Source organism: Mesorhizobium sp. BR-1-1-10 (genome assembly GCF_020165595.1).
GTDB classification, from domain to species: Bacteria; Pseudomonadota; Alphaproteobacteria; order Rhizobiales; family Rhizobiaceae; genus Mesorhizobium; species Mesorhizobium australicum.
Window position 1 is genome coordinate 109,904 of record NZ_JAIUIL010000003.1, and the last position, 17,534, is coordinate 127,437.

The window sequence follows — 17,534 nt, forward strand, 5'->3', positions numbered from 1 at the left end:
GAACTCGGTACCTTTCATCGCCGCGAGATGATGCGGCAGAGCCGCCGCGTAGGGCTGTTTTCACCAGCGGCGCCATACATCGCCGAACGGTCGGTTCCGCGGCGAAGCCGATCACAATGCCGAGGCTCGCATCGGCCTTTGCGCGTTGCCGAGGGCCTTGGCGCCGCGCACCGGTTCCAGCCCGCCAGCTCCGATCGGCTCGGCCGAGGCGGTTTGGCGCGCGCCGCACGATGGCATCGGCACGGATTGGTGCGGCAGGCATCGAGCAGCATGATCGGGCGCGATTGCGCCGCGACCGTGGCTCGCCTATCCCTGAAAAATGTCTCCGCTTACCGAAACCGTCCTGTTCGTCTTCAGTCTTGTCGCGCTCGGCTATCTCGCCGGGCTGACGGGCTATTTGAGACCGGCGAGCGGCGAGGGGATATCCGACTTTGCCGTCAGCGTGGCCATGCCGCTGCTTCTCTTCCAGACCATGGTGACGGCGGATTTCCATGGCGTGGCGCCCTGGCCGCTGTGGGGTGCTTATTTCACGGCGGCGGCGATCACCTGGGCCGCCGGCCATCTCGTCATCACGCGGATATTCGGGCGGGATGCCCGCGCCGGCGTTGTCGGAGGCGTCTCGTCGGCCTTCTCCAACATCGTGCTGCTCGGCGCCCCCTTCATCCTCGGCATATTCGGCCCGAGCGGCTTCGAAGTGCTGTCGCTGCTGGTTTGCGTGCACCTGCCGATCATGATGATGGCCTCTATCGTGCTGTTCGAAATGTTCGGCCGCGGCAGTGGCGAGCATGTGCATCCGCTGCGGGTCCTGCACAGTTTCCTCAAGCGGCTGTTCATCAACCCTTTGATCATCGGCATTCTGCTGGGTCTCGCATGGCGGCTCGGCGGCGTGCCGTTGCCGGCTCTTGTGATGCGGCTGGTCGAGGCCATGGCAAACACCGCCGGGCCGGTGGCGCTGTTTGCCATGGGGCTCAGCCTGCGCCGCTTCGGGATATCAGGCAATGTGCGGCCGGCGTTGGCGCTTTCGGCGCTCAAACTGTTCCTGATGCCGGCACTGGTTCTTGCCTTCGTCTGGCTGCTCGGCCTGCCGCCCCTGACCGCCAAGGTGGCGGTCGTGGTGGCGGCGCTGCCCTCCGGTATCAATTCCTATCTCATCGCGGTGCAGTTCAACACCGGCCAGGCGCTGGCATCGAACCAGATGACCATCGCCACGGCCTGCGCGGCGATCACCACCGCTTTCTGGCTGACGGTTGTCCTGCATGTTTTCGGGTAAGGTTGGCGACGCCGTACGCCAAGGCGCGCTCGTCTTGTGCTGGTCCAACCCCTATATGCCATCTTGCGATTGCTTGCGGGGCTTTCCCTAGGTTAAGAGCAATGGCTCCAGCGCGCGGCCCTGCCTGCGCTTTACCGAAGACATCCAGATAGCGGCCCGTGAGCGCCGAACGGAGGCTAGACCATGCTTCAGAAAACCAGCCATTTCATGCGGCAGGCCAATCTCATCAACGGCGAATGGGTGCAGGCCGACAGCGGCCAGACGGTCGACGTGAACAATCCGGCTACAGGCCTCAAGATCGGCACCGTACCGAAGTCGGGCAAGGCAGAGACTCGCCGCGCCATCGAGGCCGCCGATGAAGCTTTCAAAACCTGGCGCAAGACGACCGCGCTCGAGCGCTCGAAGCTGCTGCGCAAGCTGCATGATGCGATGATGGACAATCAGGACGTGCTGGCCGAACTGCTCACCATCGAGCAGGGCAAGTCGCTGTTCGAATCCAAGGGCGAGATCGGTTCGGCTGCCGCCTACATCCTGTGGTTCGCCGAAGAAGGCCGCCGCACTTATGGCGATGTCGTGCCCTCGCCATGGGCGGACCGCCGCATCCTGGTGACGAAAGAACCGGTCGGTGTCATCGCCGCCATCACGCCGTGGAATTTCCCGTCCTCGATGCTGGCCCGCAAGCTCGGTCCCGCACTTGCCGCAGGCTGCACCGCCGTCGTCAAGCCGGCCTCGCAGACGCCGTATTCCGGCCTTGCCTGGGGGGCGCTTGCCGAGGAAGTCAGCTTTCCCAAGGGCGTCATCAACATCCTGACCGGCGCCGCCGGCGAGATCGGCGACGAGATTTGCGCCAATCCGCTGGTCAAGAAGATCACCTTCACCGGCTCGACCGAAGTCGGCAAGATCCTGATCCAGAAATCGTCGGTGACCGTCAAGAAGGTATCGATGGAACTCGGCGGCAACGCGCCGTTCATCGTTTTCGACGACGCCGATATCGAGCGTGCGGTGGCCGGCGCGATCACCGCCAAATATCGCAATTCCGGCCAGACCTGCGTCTGCACCAACCGCTTCCTGGTCCAGGCTGGCGTCTATGACAAGTTCGTCGAGAAACTCGCCGCGGCCAGCAACGGGCTGAAGGTTGGTTCCGGCCTGGAAGAGGGCGTCCAGCAGGGGCCGCTAATCGACGAGAAGGCGGTCGAGAAGGTCGAGGAGCTGATCGCCGACGCCACGGCCAAGGGCGGCAAGGTCGTCGCCGGGGGCAAGCGCCACGCGCTCGGCGGTTCGTTCTTCCAGCCGACGGTCATCGCCAACGCGACGCCGAAAATGCGCTTTATGAAGGAAGAGATTTTTGGGCCGGTCGCACCCGTGTTCAAGTTCGAGACCGAGGAAGAGGCCGTGGCGCTCGCCAACGACACGGAGTTCGGCCTTGCCTGCTACTTCTACACCGGCGATCTCGGCCGCGCCTTCCGGGTCATGGAAGGCCTGAAATACGGCATGGTTGGCGTCAATGAAGGGCTGATCACCACACCTGAAGCACCGTTCGGCGGCGTCAAGGAATCCGGACTTGGCAAGGAAGGCGGACATCAGGGCATCGAGGATTACCTCGATACCAAATATGTGTGCATCGGCGGCCTCGGCCTCTGATAGGCTAGTCCGGAGGCAGGCTCGTACACCTGCCTCGAGGCTGAAGAACCAGCCGAAGTCCTTTGGATCCACTGACGTTTGCGGGCATGATGATGAAGGACGGCGAGGTTTTCGGCACGACGCAGGCAGGCGAACCGGTCCGCCGCTTCACGATCAGGGGCGGCGGCCTCACCGCCAACATCATCGGGCTCGGCGCCATCGTCCAGGACCTGCGCCTGGCCGGGCATGACGCGCCGCTGGTTCTCGGCTACAGCACTCTGGAAGCGTATGAGACAGATACTGCCTTCTTCGGGGCGGTGGTTGGGCGCTACGCCAACCGCATCGGCGACGCTCGTTTCACAATTGGCGGCAACCGCTATCAGACCGAGCGCAACTTCCTGGACAAGCATACGCTGCATGGCGGCTCGCAAGGCTATTCCCACCGGCCATGGACGGTTTCGCTGCATGGCAGGGACTTCGTCACGCTGACGCTGCATGATCCCGATGGCGCGATGGGCTTTCCCGGAGCGCTCGACGTTACCTGCACCTACCGGCTGAAAATTCCCGGCACGCTCAGCGTCGAATTGACGGCGACCTGCGAGGAGCCGACGCCGTGCAATCTCACCCAGCATTCCTATTTCAACCTCGACGATGGCGGTGCCGGCGACATTCTCGACCATAGGATGATGCTGAACGCCGGCGCCTATCTGCCTGTCGACGGCGACATGATCCCGACCGGCGTGGTCAAGCCGGTCGACGGCACGCCCTTCGATTTTCGCCAGGCGCGGCCGCTGCGCATGGAGACCGAGGGCGAACAGTTACCCTACGACCAGAATTTCTGCCTGGCCGCGGCGCGCGGTCCGCTCAAGCAGGCAGCTTGGGTGCAAGGGGCGAGTTCCGGCGTCGAGATGGAAGTCTGGACCACCGAGCCCGGCGTCCAGCTTTATACCGGGCAATATGTGACGCCACGCACCGGCCTGGAAGGGCGGGGTTACAAGGCCTTCAGCGGCTTCTGTCTGGAGCCGCAGATATGGCCCGACGCGCCGAACCGGCCGTATTTCCCGCAGGCGACGCTATGGCCTGGCGCGATCTACCACCACGTGACGGAATATCGGTTCCGGCAGGGCTGACTTTTTCAGGACTGGCCGAACGCCGCCCGTAGCGTCTCGAACGGCGCCAATGCGCCGCGGACCTGCACGACGGCGGCGGCGACGCGGTGCGCACGCTGGACAGCGTCCGCCGGGGCAATCCCGCCAAGCCGTGCGGCGAGATAGCCGCCGTTGAAGGAATCGCCGGCACCGGTCGTGTCCACGGGCGCAGGCACGTGGATTGCGGCGACCTCCCGCAGCGCTCCACCCTTGCCAATCAACGCCGGTGCCTCGCCGTTCTTGACCACGACCTCCTTGACCAATTGCCCGAGGCGCTCGGCGGTCGCCTGCGGTGTGTCATCGCCGAACAGCATCTGCTCGTCCGGGAACGTCGGCAGCGCGATGTCGGTAACCGCAAGCGCCCGGGCAATCGCTGCTTGCGCGTCCTCGCGGTTACGCCAGAGCCGCGGCCGATAGTTGGGATCGAAGGCAATCAGCGAGCCCGCCGCGCGCGCCTTTGCCACTGCGGCCAGCAGCGTCTGGCGCGCGGCCTCATCGAGAATTGCCAAAGTGATTCCGGAGAAGTACACAAGCGCCTGATTTTCCAGGTTTTTCGCCAGTGCCGCCGGGTCCGAGGCGAGCTGCCTGGCGGCGGCGTCGCCGCGCCAGTAGGTGAAGGAGCGCTCGGCGCCGGTCAGCGTGATGGCATAGAGGCCGGGGCGCGCGCCCGGTATGACCGGACTGGAGCCGATGCCGATGCCGTTTTCGGCTAAGAAGTCGATCTGGCCCTGCGAGAAAGGGTCGTCGCCGAAGGCCGAGACATAGGTTGCCGGCCGGTCAGCGCTTAGGGCATGCAGCGCCCACAGCGTGTTGAACGTGTCGCCGGCAAAGCCCATGCGCCAGTTCGGCCCGGTCTGGCCCGACAGTTCCAGCATGCATTCGCCGATCGAGGCGACGCCGTTTCCCACCATCTGCAATCCTCCAGTGCTTTCGGTGCTGTAGCTTTTTGCCGAACGCAGCGCCATGCTTGGCAAGCAGGCTTTTTTCCGCCACAGCGTTTTCCCACAGGCTGGCGGGATGCGATCCGCCCGGCAGGACGTTATCTGCGAAAGAGGAACCGGTTTGGCATCGTTATGGCGTTATCTCCTGGCAGGTCTTGGTCTGGCTGCTTTGCTGGTCGGCGTTCTCGCGGCCGTTTATCTGACCGCGCCGCATTCGGCACAGCCCGCCGGCCCGGATGTCTCGCGGACGAAAAAAACCGACAACGGGTTGTACGTAGCGAGTTTCGTGCCGGAACGGGGCGTCGTGCGGCAGGGCGAACTGGAATCCTGGCTTCTGACGCTGAAGACAAAGACGGGGGCCTCGGTGGAGCGAGCCGCGATTGCCATCTCCGGTGGCATGCCGCAACACAATCACGGTCTGCCGACCAGCCCGCAGGCGACCGACTATCTAGGCGAGGGACGCTACCGCATCGAAGGGGTGAAATTCACCATGAGCGGCTGGTGGCAACTGCGTTTCGCCATATCGTCCGGCGCGGGCTCCGACACTGTGCTGTTCAACGTGGTGCTGTGAGCGGTCGATGAGGCGCTTTTTCTGCTTTTTGGCACTGACGGTGGCAGCCATCCTTGCCGGTTGCGGCAAGCCGGATTTTTCCGATGCCGAGAAGAAGACGATTGCATCGCTCGCGCTGAATACGCTGCCGGCGCTGAAGCCTGATACCACCAACCGCTTTGCCGATGAGCCGGCCGCGGCGGCGCTCGGCTCGACGCTGTTCTTCGACGTCGGGATGAGCCGCGACGGTACGGTGTCCTGCTCGACCTGCCACAAGATCGACCGGCAGTTCCAGGACGACCTGCCGCAGGCGATCGGAGTCGGCAACACCAACCGGCGCACCATGCCGCTGGCCGGCGTGGCGCGCGACCCCTGGTTTTTCTGGGACGGGCGACGCGACAGCCTGTGGGCGCAGGCGCTGACACCGCTCGAAAACCCGTTGGAACAGGCGGGAAACCGTGCTGCCTACGCGCATTACATGAAGGCGCGTTTCGGCGAACGCTATGAGCGCATCTTCGGGCCATTGCCTGATTTGTCCAGCATTCCGCCAAATGCCAGCCCGCTTGGAAGCGATGCCGAAAAAACCGCCTGGAACGCGATGAGCGATGCGCAGCGCGACGCAATCAACGGCGTCTATGCCAATATCGGCAAGGCGATCGCCGCTTTCGAACGCTCAATCGAGCCGGCACCGACACGCTTCGACCGCTTTGCGCTGGACCTTGCGACAGGCGCCGAGCCGAAAGGCGATGCCGTCTTTTCCACGGAGGAAATCCTTGGGTTGAAACTGTTCGTCGGCAAGGCCAATTGCGTGAGCTGCCACAACGGCCCGCGCTTCAGCGACAACGGTTTTCACAACACGGGTGTACCGCCTGCTGCCGGCCTGCCGGCGGATCGTGGGCGCGTCGATGCGGTGGCCCAGGTCGAGGCCGACCCGTTCAACTGCTTCGGAGCCTATCGCGATGGCGAGGCCAGTGCCTGCGGCGAGCTGCGCTTCATGGTCAAGGATGCGCCGGAACTTGTGCGCGCCTACAAGACGCCGTCGCTGCGCGGTGCGGCGACGCGGCCGCCTTACATGCACGCCGGGCAGTTTTCATCGCTCGACGAGGTCGTCGCTCACTATGCCAAGGCTGCGCCAAGCGTCGAGGGCAGTTCTGAAATTCACCCGCTGGAGCTCTCGGACCGCGAGCGCGCCGCACTGGTGGCGTTCCTGAAGACGCTATCGGAATAGGTTACCTGTCCTTGACCGTCTCCATCGCCACGAAGGTCGAGGTCTGGGCGACGTGGGGCAGGGCGGAGATGCGCTCACCGAGCACGCGGCGATAGGCGGCGATGTCCTTCGTGCGGACCTTAAGGAGATAGTCGAAGCTCGACGCCATCATGTGGCACTGCTCGATTTCCGGCACGGCTTGTACGGAGCGGTTGAAGGCATCGAGCGCGGCGGATCGGGTGTCCGATAATTTCACCTGCACGAAGGCGACATGGCCTTCGCCCATGCGTTCGCGATCGATGATCGCCTGGTATCCCCTGATATAGCCGTCCTTCTCCAGCCGCTTCACCCGCGCCTGCACCGGTGTCTTCGACAGGCCGACCTTGACCGCCAGTTCCGACATGGAAAGCCGGCCATTGCCGGCCAGTGCCGACAGGATGTTCCTGTCGATGCGGTCCAATTGATCTTCTGTCATCGAAACTGCAGCCTGAATGAGCAATTTTCGGCGACATGATAGGTCAATCGAGCTGCCCTGTCGATTTTTTCAGACCGCCTGAAATCGGGTACTTGTGCTAGCTTGCGCCATTCGGTCCGGTGACCGCCGGCCCGTACCCTTGTGCTTGCTCATAGGACCGCCATGCCGCTCGACGCCATCCGCCAGCAGATCCGCGCCAATTATTTGCCCGACGAAGACGCAGCGGTTAAGCGATTAGCCGAGGCGGCCGGGCTTTCGGCCGGAGACCGTAAGGCGATCTCGGCGCGTGCGGCCGACCTGGTGCGGGCGGTGCGCGGTTCGTCCGATCCCCGGCTGATGGAAGTCTTCCTCTCGGCCTACGGCCTCTCCACCAAGGAAGGCGTGGCGCTGATGTGCCTGGCCGAGGCGCTGCTGCGCGTGCCCGACACAGAGACGATGGACGACCTCATCGCCGACAAGATCGCGCCGCACGACTGGTCGGCGCATTCGGGCGGTTCGAGTTCGATCTTCGTCAACGCCTCGACCTGGGCGCTGATGCTGACCGGCCGCGTGCTCGAGGAAGGTGAGGGCGGTATCGAAGGCACGCTGCGCTCGATGGTACGCCGGCTGGGCGAACCGGTCATCCGCAAGGCAGTGGCCGCCGCCATGCGCGAGATGGGCGAGCAGTTCGTGCTTGGCCGCACGATCGCGGAAGCCGTCAAGCGCGGCCGGCCGATGACACAGAAGGGTTATCTCTACTCCTTCGACATGCTGGGCGAGGCGGCCCGCACCGAGGCGGACGCGCTGCGCTATCACAAGGCCTATGCCGACGCCATTTCCTCGCTCGATGCTGGCTCGAACGGGCCAGATATCCGCCAGAACCATGGCATCTCCGTCAAGCTTTCGGCACTGCATCCACGCTACGAAGAAGCGCAAAAGGAAGAGATGCTGCCTGTGATGGCCGAGCGGCTGTTGTCGCTGGCCCTGGCCGCACGGCATTCGCGGATGGGGCTCAACATCGACGCCGAGGAGGCGGATCGTCTCGACCTGTCGCTCGACGTGATCGAGCGGGTGCTGGCCGAGCCGGAACTCGCCGGCTGGAACGGCTTTGGCGTCGTCGTGCAGGCCTATGGTCCGCGCGCGGCTTTCACCATCGATTGGCTCTATGCCCTGGCCAACAAGCATAATCGCAACATCATGGTCCGGCTGGTCAAGGGTGCCTATTGGGACACGGAGATCAAGCGGGCGCAGACACTCGGGCTTGCCGGTTATCCCGTGTTCACGCGCAAGGCCAACACCGACGTCTCCTACATGGCTTGCGCGAAAAAGCTGCTTGGCATGACCGACCGCATCTATCCGCAGTTCGCCACCCATAACGCGCACACCGTCGCCGCCATCCTGTCGATGGCTGACAGTCGCGACACCTTCGAATTCCAGCGCCTGCATGGCATGGGCGAGGCTTTGCACGAAACGGTGCGCAAGGCCGAAGGCACGCGTTGCCGTATCTATGCGCCGGTCGGCGCGCATTCGGACCTGCTGGCCTATCTGGTCCGCCGGCTCCTGGAAAACGGCGCCAACTCCTCCTTCGTGCACCAATTGACCGACGAGGAGGTCGAGCCGGAGGATATCGCACGCGATCCGCTGGAAACGATTGAAAGCCAGGGTCCCGCCGCCAATCCGGCGATTGCCCGGCCTTCCCAGATCTTTGGGATCGGGCGCCGCAACTCGAAGGGATTCGACATCACCGACACGGTGACGCTGGCGGCGATCGAGCAGTCCAGAGCGGCATTTGCGGGTCCCGATCGCTGGCACGCCAAGCCGATCACGCGCGCCGCCGGCTACGGCAAGCAGCGCCCGATCCTCAATCCAGCAAAGCCTTCCGAGGTGGTCGGCACGGTTCACGAGGCCGCCGCCAAGCAGGTCGCAACCGCCGTGCGCATCGCTGTCGAGGCGCAGCCGGCGTGGGCAAAACGCCCGGTCGCCGAGCGTGCCGCTATCCTCAACCGTGCCGCCGATCTTTACGAGGCCAATGCCGTCGAGTTCTTCGCGCTCGCCACGCGCGAGGCCGGCAAATCGCTGGCCGACGGCGTCGCCGAAGTGCGCGAGGCGGTCGACTTCCTGCGCTATTACGCCACCGAGGCGGCGAACGCCGAAACGGGCACGCAAGCGCGCGGCGCCATCGCCTGCATCTCGCCGTGGAATTTCCCGCTCGCCATCTTCACCGGCCAGATCGCGGCAGCACTTGTCACTGGCAATTCAGTGATCGCCAAGCCAGCCGAGCAGACCCCGCTGATCGCCTTCCGCGCCGTCGAGATGCTGCGCGAGGCCGGCGTGCCGGAAGACGTCATCCAACTCCTGCCCGGGGACGGCCCGTCGGTCGGTGGTCCGCTGACAGCGGACCCGCGTATTGCCGGCGTCTGCTTCACCGGCTCGACCGAGGTCGCCAAGCTGATCGAAAAGCAATTGGCCGAGACCGCGGCGCCGGACGCCATGCTGATCGCCGAGACCGGCGGCCTCAATGCCATGATCGTCGATTCCACGGCACTTCCCGAGCAGGCGGTGCGTGACATCCTCGCGTCGGCCTTCCAGAGTGCCGGCCAGCGCTGCTCGGCGTTGCGCGTGCTCTATGTCCAGAAAGACGTCGAGAAGAAGATGCTGGAGATGCTGAAAGGCGCCATGGAGGCGCTCAACGTCGGGGATCCCTGGCGGATTTCGACCGATGTCGGTCCGGTGATCGACGATGACGCGCAAAGTTCGATCCGCGATTATTGCACGACGATGGGCCTGCAGGGCCGGCTGATCGCTAAACTTGAGGCGCCCAAGGATGGCCGCTTCGTCGCGCCGCATGTCTTCCGGGTCAAGGGCATCGAGGAGATGGAGCGCGAAGTGTTCGGTCCGGTGCTGCACGTCGCGACCTTCGACGCCGACCAGATCGACAGCGTCATCGCCGCCATCAACCGCAAGGGCTACGGCCTGACCTTCGGCCTGCACACCCGTATCGAGGGCCGGGTGCAGCATTTCGTCGACGGCATCCATGCCGGCAACATCTATGTCAACCGCAACCAGATCGGCGCTGTCGTCGGTTCGCAGCCATTTGGCGGCGAGGGCCTGTCCGGCACCGGGCCAAAGGCCGGCGGGCCGCACTATCTCAGGCGTTTCCGCAAAGGGCCTGAAGCGGGCACGGAAGTCGGCGAAGGCCATAAGGTGACGGCGACCGAACTGGCCGACAATCTGCCCGATCCCGCTCTCGGCGGCTGGTCGACGCGGCCGGACCGGGTCGCCATCCTCAGGAAGCATCTTCGCGGCAAGGGCGCGGCCGCGATCGGAGCCGCCGCCAGCATTGATTTCGGCCAGGTCGATCTGCCCGGGCCGACCGGCGAGGCCAACACGCTGTCGCTGTCGCCGCGCGGCCGGGTGCTGTGCTTGGGGCCGGACGGCGACACGCTGCTGGCGCAGACCATCCAGGCGCTCGCCGCCGGCAATGCGGTGCTGGCTGTTGCACCGGGCGCACCGGCGGCGCTCTCGGCATTGACCGGCAAAGGCCTGCCGCTGGCGGCCATCGACGGCCGCCCCGATCCTGTCGAGGCGCGCTCGCTGCGGGTCGATGTGGTTGCTTTTTCAGGCACGCCCGAGGCGGCGCGCATCGTGCGCAAGGTCATCGCCGAGCGCAGCGGGCCGATCGTCCCGCTGGTCAGCGAGGTGCTTTATCCGGCGGCTTATGCGCATGAGCGGGCGGTCTGCGTCGACACGACCGCCGCGGGTGGCAATGCCAGCCTCTTGGCCGCCGCATAGGTCGGCATCTACGCGCCCTCGACGACGGAAAAGCCCTCGAATTGCGGGTGGCCGAGATAGTGGACTTTCGTCGTGCCGACATTCCGGTGGGCGGCGCGGAAGTTCTCCGACTTGGTCCAGGCGACGAAATCATCGTGACTTGCCCACACCGTGTGCGACGCGAACAGCGTGTAGCCCTCGGTCTCGTTGACCGGGCCGCGCAGCAGGTGAAATTCGCGAAAACCCTTCATCTCGGCCAGGCTGGAGTCGCGGTTCTTCCACATGGCTTCGAAGTTGCCCTCCGAGCCGGTCTGGACCTTGAAGCGGTTCATGGCGATGTACATGGGGTCCCTTTCACGCGGATGTTGATGGTTGCGCCGCAACGTTTGTCCGGGCCTAGTCAAAACGGGCCGATGCCGACCTCGAACTCCAAGCTCGGGTTCGATGCCTGTGACGGAATTGGAGGGAAGGGAGCGGCCTTGCGCACGATGCCAAGCGCGGCCTCGTCGAAAGTCGGCGATCCTGAGCTTTCCAGAATGCGCAACTGGTCTATGTCGCCCTTCCTGCCTATGGCGAATGCCACAACCGCATTGTTACGCGCGGCCAGTTGCAGCGAAGGCGGGAGAGTACGATTGACGCTGCCGAGTTTTCGAAAGACGTTGCCGCGGTAGCTGTCTTCCGCGGCGCTGCCTTGGTCTTTTTGCCTTTTGCCCTTGCTGGCCGCTTCCGCCAGCCGGTCCTGGCCATCGGCCGTGCCGCTCCGTTCAGTCGCTGCTCCAGCAGTGGCAGGGGCAGCCGCCGGAGTTGGCCTTGCAACGGGGATCGGCGGTTGGTCCGGAACGGTGACAGGAATTTCGGTGGTTCCGGCCTGGGCGTTCGGCTGTGCCGGCGTTTCTGTCCTGGCAGCCACGCTCTGGTCATCCGGGCGCGGGGTTGCCGCCACCAGTATGTCCGGCGTGGCCACGGGCTGTTTGACCGGTTCCGCCGAGGGCTCCGAAGCCTGCTTCGCGGCGTCACGGGCAGGCTCGGGAGCGTGTGTCACCGGTTCCTGCGCGGGCTGTGAAGGTGCGGTCGGCGCCGGTCTGGCCGCCTTTGCCGGATGAGGCTTGGCCGTCGGCGGGGGCGGCACCAGCGTGACATTCATTGCCGCCGGGTCCTTGTCCAATGCACTGCCGGCGACCTTGTCACCTTTGTGATCGCCGCCTTCCGACTGCTCTGCCTCCCTGGAATCGAACTTGCCGGCGGACGAGATCAGAAAAGCCGCCGCCACGCCGGCATGGAGCAGGCAGGAGATGGCGATCGCAGCCTGCCACTTGCCGTTGCTGGCTTGCGGTCGTGCCTGGGCAAGTCGCTCTGCCGGCGCTATTGCCAACTCGCTGCCAGCGTCGGGGAGTGGATTGATTTCCTGCATGTCGCGGGCGCGAAATTGCAGCGATACGCGCAGACTTGTCAAATCAAGATCGGCTGCCTCAACCGGTAAGCAATCGAAGCCGGCCAGCGGCCCTGCCACGGTCTTTTCTTATGCGGTCCCACTTCAGACGCCGAAAGCGATGCCGGTCCTGGTGTCCGTCTTCAGCTTGCGCATGCAGGCAGTTGGTTCGACGCCCGTGCCAGCGCAATCCGTTCCGCTGTTGACCAGCACGCGGCTGACCTTGGTGCAGTCGGTGCCGGCCAGGTCAAAGCGTGTCACCTTGGTCTTGCCGTGCGGCAGGTCCTTGAAGTCGAGCACGGTCAGCCGGTCGACGATGCCGGCCTTGTTGAACAGAGCGATCTCGAACGCCGCCTCGGTCAGGTCGGCGCCGAGATCGTTGCTGACCAGGAAGGTCAGCCGGCAGCCCTTGCCGGAAGGCTGCGCGGCATTGAGTTCGAGGGTCAGGACCGGCGCGGACTGCTCAGCCCACGCCGGAATTGTCGTCAGCGACATCGCCAGCGTCGAGGTCAGCAAACGAAGGGATGCCGTCAAGGGCGTCATGGTCAGCCTCCAAAGCGCATGGTTGCCGCTAGCTTCAGCGTGATACCGGGTTCGTAGACCGCAACCGTGGTGCTGCCGTTCAGCGGATTGGCGTATTTGACGTCGAACAGATTGTCGGCGCGGAAATCGACTTTCAGATTGTCGGTCGCCTGATAGCTGGCGAAGGCATTGACCAGTGTGTAGTCCGTCGCAACGGCATTGCCCTTCGGCTTGCCGTTATACTGCACCTCACCGCCGACGGTCAGCTTGTCCTCAAGGAAACGCAGGCCAAGCTGAGCGGTGACCTGAGAGGAGGGAATAGTGGCGAGGTCGGCTTCCACACCCTTGTAGGAAACGGTGTGGCCATCCGTGATCGAGGCCGAGAAGCCGGCATAGCCCCATGCCGCGTCATAGACGCCTTCCAGCTCGAAGCCGTTGATCTTGGCCTTGGCGAAATTTTGATACTGGAAGCAGATCGGGATTCCGGGGCCGAAGGGGCAGCCACTGCCTGGAGCGAACGGCGACAGCGTTACGCCGTCGATATAGTCGTCGACATCGTTGTTGAAATAGGCTGCTTTCAGGCGCAAGGCGTCGCCCGGCTCGAAGATATCGTTCTGCTTGTAGTTGACGCCGAACTCGGTCGTCTTGCCGGTTTCAGGCCGCAGATTTGGATTGGGCAGGAACGGGAAGCTGACGCCGGCCGGATGATTGCCGCTGATCAGCGTTTCCGTGATCGAGGGCGAGCGGTAGCCTTCCGCATAGGTGCCGTAGAATTGCAGACCGGCAAGCCCGGCGCTCTCGAACGGCGAGACACCGACGGTGACGCGCGGGGATAGCCTGTCGCCGGAAATATCATGCGTGTCATCCTTCAGGCTGTAGCTGTCGTAGCGCAGGCCAGCGATGACTTCGAGCCAGTCCCAGGTGAGCTTGTCCTGGACATAGGCGCCGGACACGTCGCGCTTGCCCGACGGCGTGTAGAAACTGTCGCCCCCGGCCGCGCCACCCGTCTTGACGTTGTCGCCGACCCAATCGCCGCCATAGGTCAGTTCATGCGCGATGCCGTTCGTTTCGAACCGCGACGTGTTCCAGATATCGATGCCGGTCGTGCCGACATCGAATGTCGACAGTGATCCTGCCGGCAGCACCACGGGAAGACCGGTCACCGGATCGAAGCGATTCTGCGGCGCGAGACTGGTCAGGTCGAGATTGGTCTTGTTGTAGGACGTGTTGATGTGGAGATCGAGCCAGCTCTTGTCTTCGTCCGTGATGTTGTAGCGGGCCGTGAAGGTGTTCGACTTCAGGTCGACATCGTTGACCGGCACGCCGCCGCTGGTCTCGTCCCAGCCGTCGCTCGAACCGACCCAGCCGAGCTTGAGCTCACTGTTCTCGGTTGGCCGGATGGTCGTCTTGAACAGGCCGCTCTGCACGTCGAAGCCGGTGCCGTTGACGGTGTCGCCGTCGCCGTCCTTGTAGTTGTCGTAGTCGCGGTAAACGATGTTGCCCAACACGTCCCAGTTCTCATTGATGCGATAGGCACCGGTGGCGCTGGTGGTCCAGCCCTTGCCGTTGCTCTCGTAGCGTCCGGTGACGGATCCGGCCCAGGTCTCGTCGGGCTTCAGGAAATCGACCGCATCCTTGGTATCGAAGAAGACGACGCCGCCAATAGCGCCCGAGCCATAGGTGTTGGCGACGGGACCACGGATCACGTCGACGGATTTGACGAGCTCGGGATCGATGTAGAAGGTCGACTGGGTGCCGTGGTCGGAACGCTGGAAATTCTGGCGCGCGCCATCGACGATCACCGCGACGCGGCCGAAATCCTGCAGGCCGCGGATGTTGATGCTGGTGCTGACGCGCCTGGCGTCGGCCTGCGCAGCGACGCCAGGCACACCGAAAAGCATCTCGTTCGGCGTTGTCGCCATGCGGCGATCGAGCTGTTCCTGGTCGACATGGCTGGCAGAGGCCAGCGACTGTATCGCCGTTTCGCCGGTGCGGCTGAGCACCAGGATCCTGTCGAGCAACGTAGCGCCCGCGGGGGCTGCCTTTTGCTGGTCAGTCTTCTTCGATTGATCCGTCTGCTCGCTCGCCGCCTGCGTCGCAGGTTGCGCGTGCGCCGATGGCGCGGATAGAGCGATCGCCGCCACGCTTGCGAGCAAAGCCGCCGCACCGTTCGCCGCCCACCGACGGCGCCGTTCCCAACTTATCAACCCCATGCCCCAACTCCAAATCCCAGGTTCCATGCTGGCTGGCCCGGGGCTTGCTGGCATTTTGATCGTATCCGGCATCTTAAATGTTGACTCATTTAGTCCGGTATTGCACTGACTAGTAAACATGATTATTCTAGTCAAGAATGAATCGGCAATTCGCAACGCCTAGCCAGATGCCCGGCACAGGAAAGGGATCGACCCAGATGAACACGCACAATCCCAACGAGTTTCGCTATCGCGTCCGCCGTTCCGACGATACCTCCACCCGTTTCGATCGGGTCTCGCTGGCGGTGCGGACGCTGTCCAGCAACACGCTGTTCCAGGGCGAGCACGAAATCGGAATCGAGCATCATGGCGCGCTCTACCGGCTGAAGATCACCCGCCAGGGCAAGCTCATTCTCAACAAGTAAGGCAAGGCATCAGGGGTAAAGACATGGACCAGCGCGTAAAACCCGCTCCGCATGAAATCCGGCGGGCCCGGACCGACAATCCGAAAGCGCGCGAGCGTGACCTGGCCGCCCAGCTCGGCATTTCGGAGGCCGAGCTGGTGGCCGCGCATTGCGGCGACGGCGTCGTCCGCGTCGAACCGCGCGTCAACGATCTTCTGACCGGTCTCGAGGCCATTGGCGAGGTCATGGCGCTGACCCGCAACGAAAGTGCCGTGCACGAGAAGATCGGCGTTTACGACAAGGTCGTCACCGGCAATCACAATGCCATGGTGCTCGGCGAGAATATCGACCTGCGCATTTTTCCGAAAATCTGGGCGCATGGCTTTGCCGTGGAGAAGCGCGACGGCGACGGCATCCGCCGCAGCCTGCAGTTCTTCGATGCGGCCGGCGACGCGGTGCACAAGGTGCATCTGCGCCCGGCCTCCAGCCTCCATGCCTACCAGAAACTGGTCGCCTCGCTGGAATCACCGAACCAGGAGCCGACGATCGACATTTCGGGGCCGGTTCTCGATGAGGAAAGCGAGGCCGGGGCATCGACGGCGAGCCTGGACGACCTGCGTGACCGCTGGAGCCGGCTGACGGACGTGCACCAGTTCTTCGGCATGCTGAAGACGCTGAAGCTCAGCCGCCGCCAGGCGGTGCGCATGGTTGGCCAGGACTACGCCTGGCTGCTCGACAACGACGCGGTGCGCGCCATGTTCCATCACGCCGCCGAAAGCGAGATGCCGATCATGTGCTTCGTGGGCAACCGCGGCTGCATCCAGATCCACTCCGGGCCGATCAAATCGATCAAGCCCATGGGGCCGTGGATCAACGTGCTCGACGAGACCTTCCACCTGCACCTGCGCACCGACCACATCCATGAAGTCTGGGCGGTGCGCAAGCCGACCAAGGACGGCCATGTCACATCGCTCGAGGTCTATGCCGCCAATGGCGACATGATCATCCAGTTCTTCGGCAAGCGACATGAAGGCGAAAGCGAGCGCGAGGACTGGCGTTTTCTGGCCGAGCACCTGCCGCGCATCCCGAACCCGACGGCAGCCTGAGGAGAGTGCGATGCGGTTTGTTTCGAGGCCGTCCGCCCTGCGCGGATCGAGGGTCGGTTATGCAATCGGCCTTTCCATGGCTGTCGCCGCGCTGCAACCAGTCGGCGCCACCGAAGGCGTTTCGGTGTTCGCCGATCCTTCGAAGATCGCCGCTATTGGCGGCTCCATCACCGAGATCGTCTATGCGCTTGGCGAGGAGAGACATTTGGTGGCGCGCGATTCCACCAGCCTCTATCCAAAGGCCGCGCTCGACCTGCCTGATGTCGGTTACATGCGCCAGCTGTCGCCGGAAGGCGTCTTGTCGGTCAATCCGACGGGCATACTGGCATTGCACGGCAGCGGTCCCAGGGAAGCCGTCGACGTGCTGAAGAAGACGAGCATTCCGTTCATCGACGTTCCCGAGCAGTACAACCGCGAAGGCATCCTCCAGAAGGTCCGCATTGTCGGCAAGGCGCTCGGGGCCGAGGCAAAGGCCGAGGTGCTGGCCAAGGACCTCGATGCGAAACTCACAGCCGCCGAAAAACGGACAGCCTCGATCAAGGAGCGCAGGCGCGTGCTGTTCATTCTCTCGACCCAGGGTGGCAAGATCCTGGCGGCCGGCAGCGAAACCGCGGCCGACGGCATGGTCAAGCTGGCGGGCGGGGTCAATGCGGTGGAAGGCTTTTCCGGCTACAAGCAAATGTCGGACGAAGCGATCATCACCGCAAGGCCGGACGTGATCCTGATGATGAGCAATGCCGGGCCGCCGGTCTCGGACGACGAAGTGTTCGGCAATCCATCCATCGCCTCAACGCCGGCCGGAACGGCGCGCAAGCTGATCCGCATCGATGGCGCCTATCTACTCGGCTTCGGGCCGCGCACGGCCGACGCGATCCACGATCTCGCCGTTTCGCTTTACGGCGCACAGGTCACGGACTGAG

The 17,534-nt window shown here is 64.0% G+C and carries 15 protein-coding genes; 9 read left to right on the plus strand and 6 right to left on the minus strand.

Features of this window, described 5'->3' with window-relative positions; translation table 11 throughout:
* Positions 1-319: 319 nt before the first annotated feature.
* From LB555_RS06400 to LB555_RS06410, 3 genes are all read left to right on the plus strand, one after another.
* The gene (locus tag LB555_RS06400; protein ID WP_015317471.1) at positions 320-1,270 is read left to right on the plus strand and encodes an AEC family transporter; all 951 of its coding nucleotides are present in this window, start codon (positions 320-322) and stop codon (positions 1,268-1,270) included.
* A 183-nt stretch (positions 1,271-1,453) separates the two neighbouring features.
* Positions 1,454-2,911 (plus strand): NAD-dependent succinate-semialdehyde dehydrogenase, encoded by a 1,458-nt coding sequence (locus LB555_RS06405; protein WP_224682494.1) that lies wholly within the window; start codon positions 1,454-1,456, stop codon positions 2,909-2,911.
* Positions 2,912-2,997: 86 nt separating this feature from the next.
* Positions 2,998-4,020 (plus strand): aldose epimerase family protein, encoded by a 1,023-nt coding sequence (locus LB555_RS06410; protein WP_015317473.1) that lies wholly within the window; start codon positions 2,998-3,000, stop codon positions 4,018-4,020.
* A 5-nt stretch (positions 4,021-4,025) separates the two neighbouring features.
* Here LB555_RS06410 and LB555_RS06415 read toward each other — a convergent pair whose 3' ends face one another.
* On the minus strand, positions 4,026-4,949 hold the full coding sequence (locus tag LB555_RS06415) for a sugar kinase (RefSeq protein ID WP_015317474.1): 924 nt from the start codon (positions 4,947-4,949) through the stop codon (positions 4,026-4,028).
* A 151-nt stretch (positions 4,950-5,100) separates the two neighbouring features.
* Between LB555_RS06415 and LB555_RS06420 the strand changes: the two genes are divergently transcribed.
* Both LB555_RS06420 and LB555_RS06425 read left to right on the plus strand, forming a co-directional pair.
* Positions 5,101-5,550 carry a FixH family protein gene (locus tag LB555_RS06420; protein WP_041163818.1) on the plus strand — a complete coding sequence of 150 codons (450 nt, stop codon included), beginning with the start codon at positions 5,101-5,103 and terminating at the stop codon, positions 5,548-5,550.
* Between the two features lie 7 nt (positions 5,551-5,557).
* Complete coding sequence (locus tag LB555_RS06425; protein WP_224682495.1) at positions 5,558-6,757, plus strand: cytochrome-c peroxidase; 1,200 nt, start codon at positions 5,558-5,560, stop codon at positions 6,755-6,757.
* Between the two features lies 1 nt (position 6,758).
* Here LB555_RS06425 and LB555_RS06430 read toward each other — a convergent pair whose 3' ends face one another.
* Positions 6,759-7,211: an Lrp/AsnC family transcriptional regulator gene (locus LB555_RS06430; RefSeq protein ID WP_015317477.1), complete on the minus strand. Its 453-nt coding sequence runs from the start codon at positions 7,209-7,211 to the stop codon at positions 6,759-6,761.
* A gap of 162 nt (positions 7,212-7,373) precedes the next feature.
* Here LB555_RS06430 and putA point away from each other — a divergent pair, with 162 nt between their 5' ends.
* Complete coding sequence (gene putA / locus LB555_RS06435) at positions 7,374-10,982, plus strand: bifunctional proline dehydrogenase/L-glutamate gamma-semialdehyde dehydrogenase PutA (RefSeq protein ID WP_224682496.1); 3,609 nt, start codon at positions 7,374-7,376, stop codon at positions 10,980-10,982.
* An 8-nt stretch (positions 10,983-10,990) separates the two neighbouring features.
* Here the strand turns inward: putA and LB555_RS06440 are convergent, their stop codons facing one another.
* From LB555_RS06440 to LB555_RS06455, 4 genes are all read right to left on the minus strand, one after another.
* The gene (locus tag LB555_RS06440) at positions 10,991-11,305 is read right to left on the minus strand and encodes an antibiotic biosynthesis monooxygenase family protein (protein WP_224682497.1); all 315 of its coding nucleotides are present in this window, start codon (positions 11,303-11,305) and stop codon (positions 10,991-10,993) included.
* Positions 11,306-11,361: 56 nt separating this feature from the next.
* Positions 11,362-12,414 (minus strand): TonB family protein, encoded by a 1,053-nt coding sequence (locus LB555_RS06445; protein ID WP_318012989.1) that lies wholly within the window; start codon positions 12,412-12,414, stop codon positions 11,362-11,364.
* Positions 12,415-12,495: 81 nt separating this feature from the next.
* The gene (locus LB555_RS06450; protein WP_224682498.1) at positions 12,496-12,933 is read right to left on the minus strand and encodes a hypothetical protein; all 438 of its coding nucleotides are present in this window, start codon (positions 12,931-12,933) and stop codon (positions 12,496-12,498) included.
* A 2-nt stretch (positions 12,934-12,935) separates the two neighbouring features.
* A complete protein-coding gene (locus tag LB555_RS06455; RefSeq protein ID WP_224682499.1) occupies positions 12,936-15,125 on the minus strand; it encodes a TonB-dependent hemoglobin/transferrin/lactoferrin family receptor in 2,190 nt (729 codons plus the stop codon).
* A gap of 197 nt (positions 15,126-15,322) precedes the next feature.
* On the opposite strand from LB555_RS06455, the gene hemP reads away from it, so the two are divergent.
* The 3 genes from hemP to LB555_RS06470 are packed head-to-tail and all read left to right on the plus strand — an operon-like array spanning position 15,323 to position 17,533.
* On the plus strand, positions 15,323-15,529 hold the full coding sequence (gene hemP / locus LB555_RS06460) for a hemin uptake protein HemP (RefSeq protein WP_015317483.1): 207 nt from the start codon (positions 15,323-15,325) through the stop codon (positions 15,527-15,529).
* A gap of 23 nt (positions 15,530-15,552) precedes the next feature.
* Entirely contained in the window at positions 15,553-16,614 is a 1,062-nt protein-coding gene (locus LB555_RS06465; protein WP_224682500.1) for a hemin-degrading factor, read from the plus strand.
* A 10-nt stretch (positions 16,615-16,624) separates the two neighbouring features.
* A complete protein-coding gene (locus LB555_RS06470) occupies positions 16,625-17,533 on the plus strand; it encodes a hemin ABC transporter substrate-binding protein (protein ID WP_224682501.1) in 909 nt (302 codons plus the stop codon).
* Position 17,534: the final 1 nt, after the last annotated feature.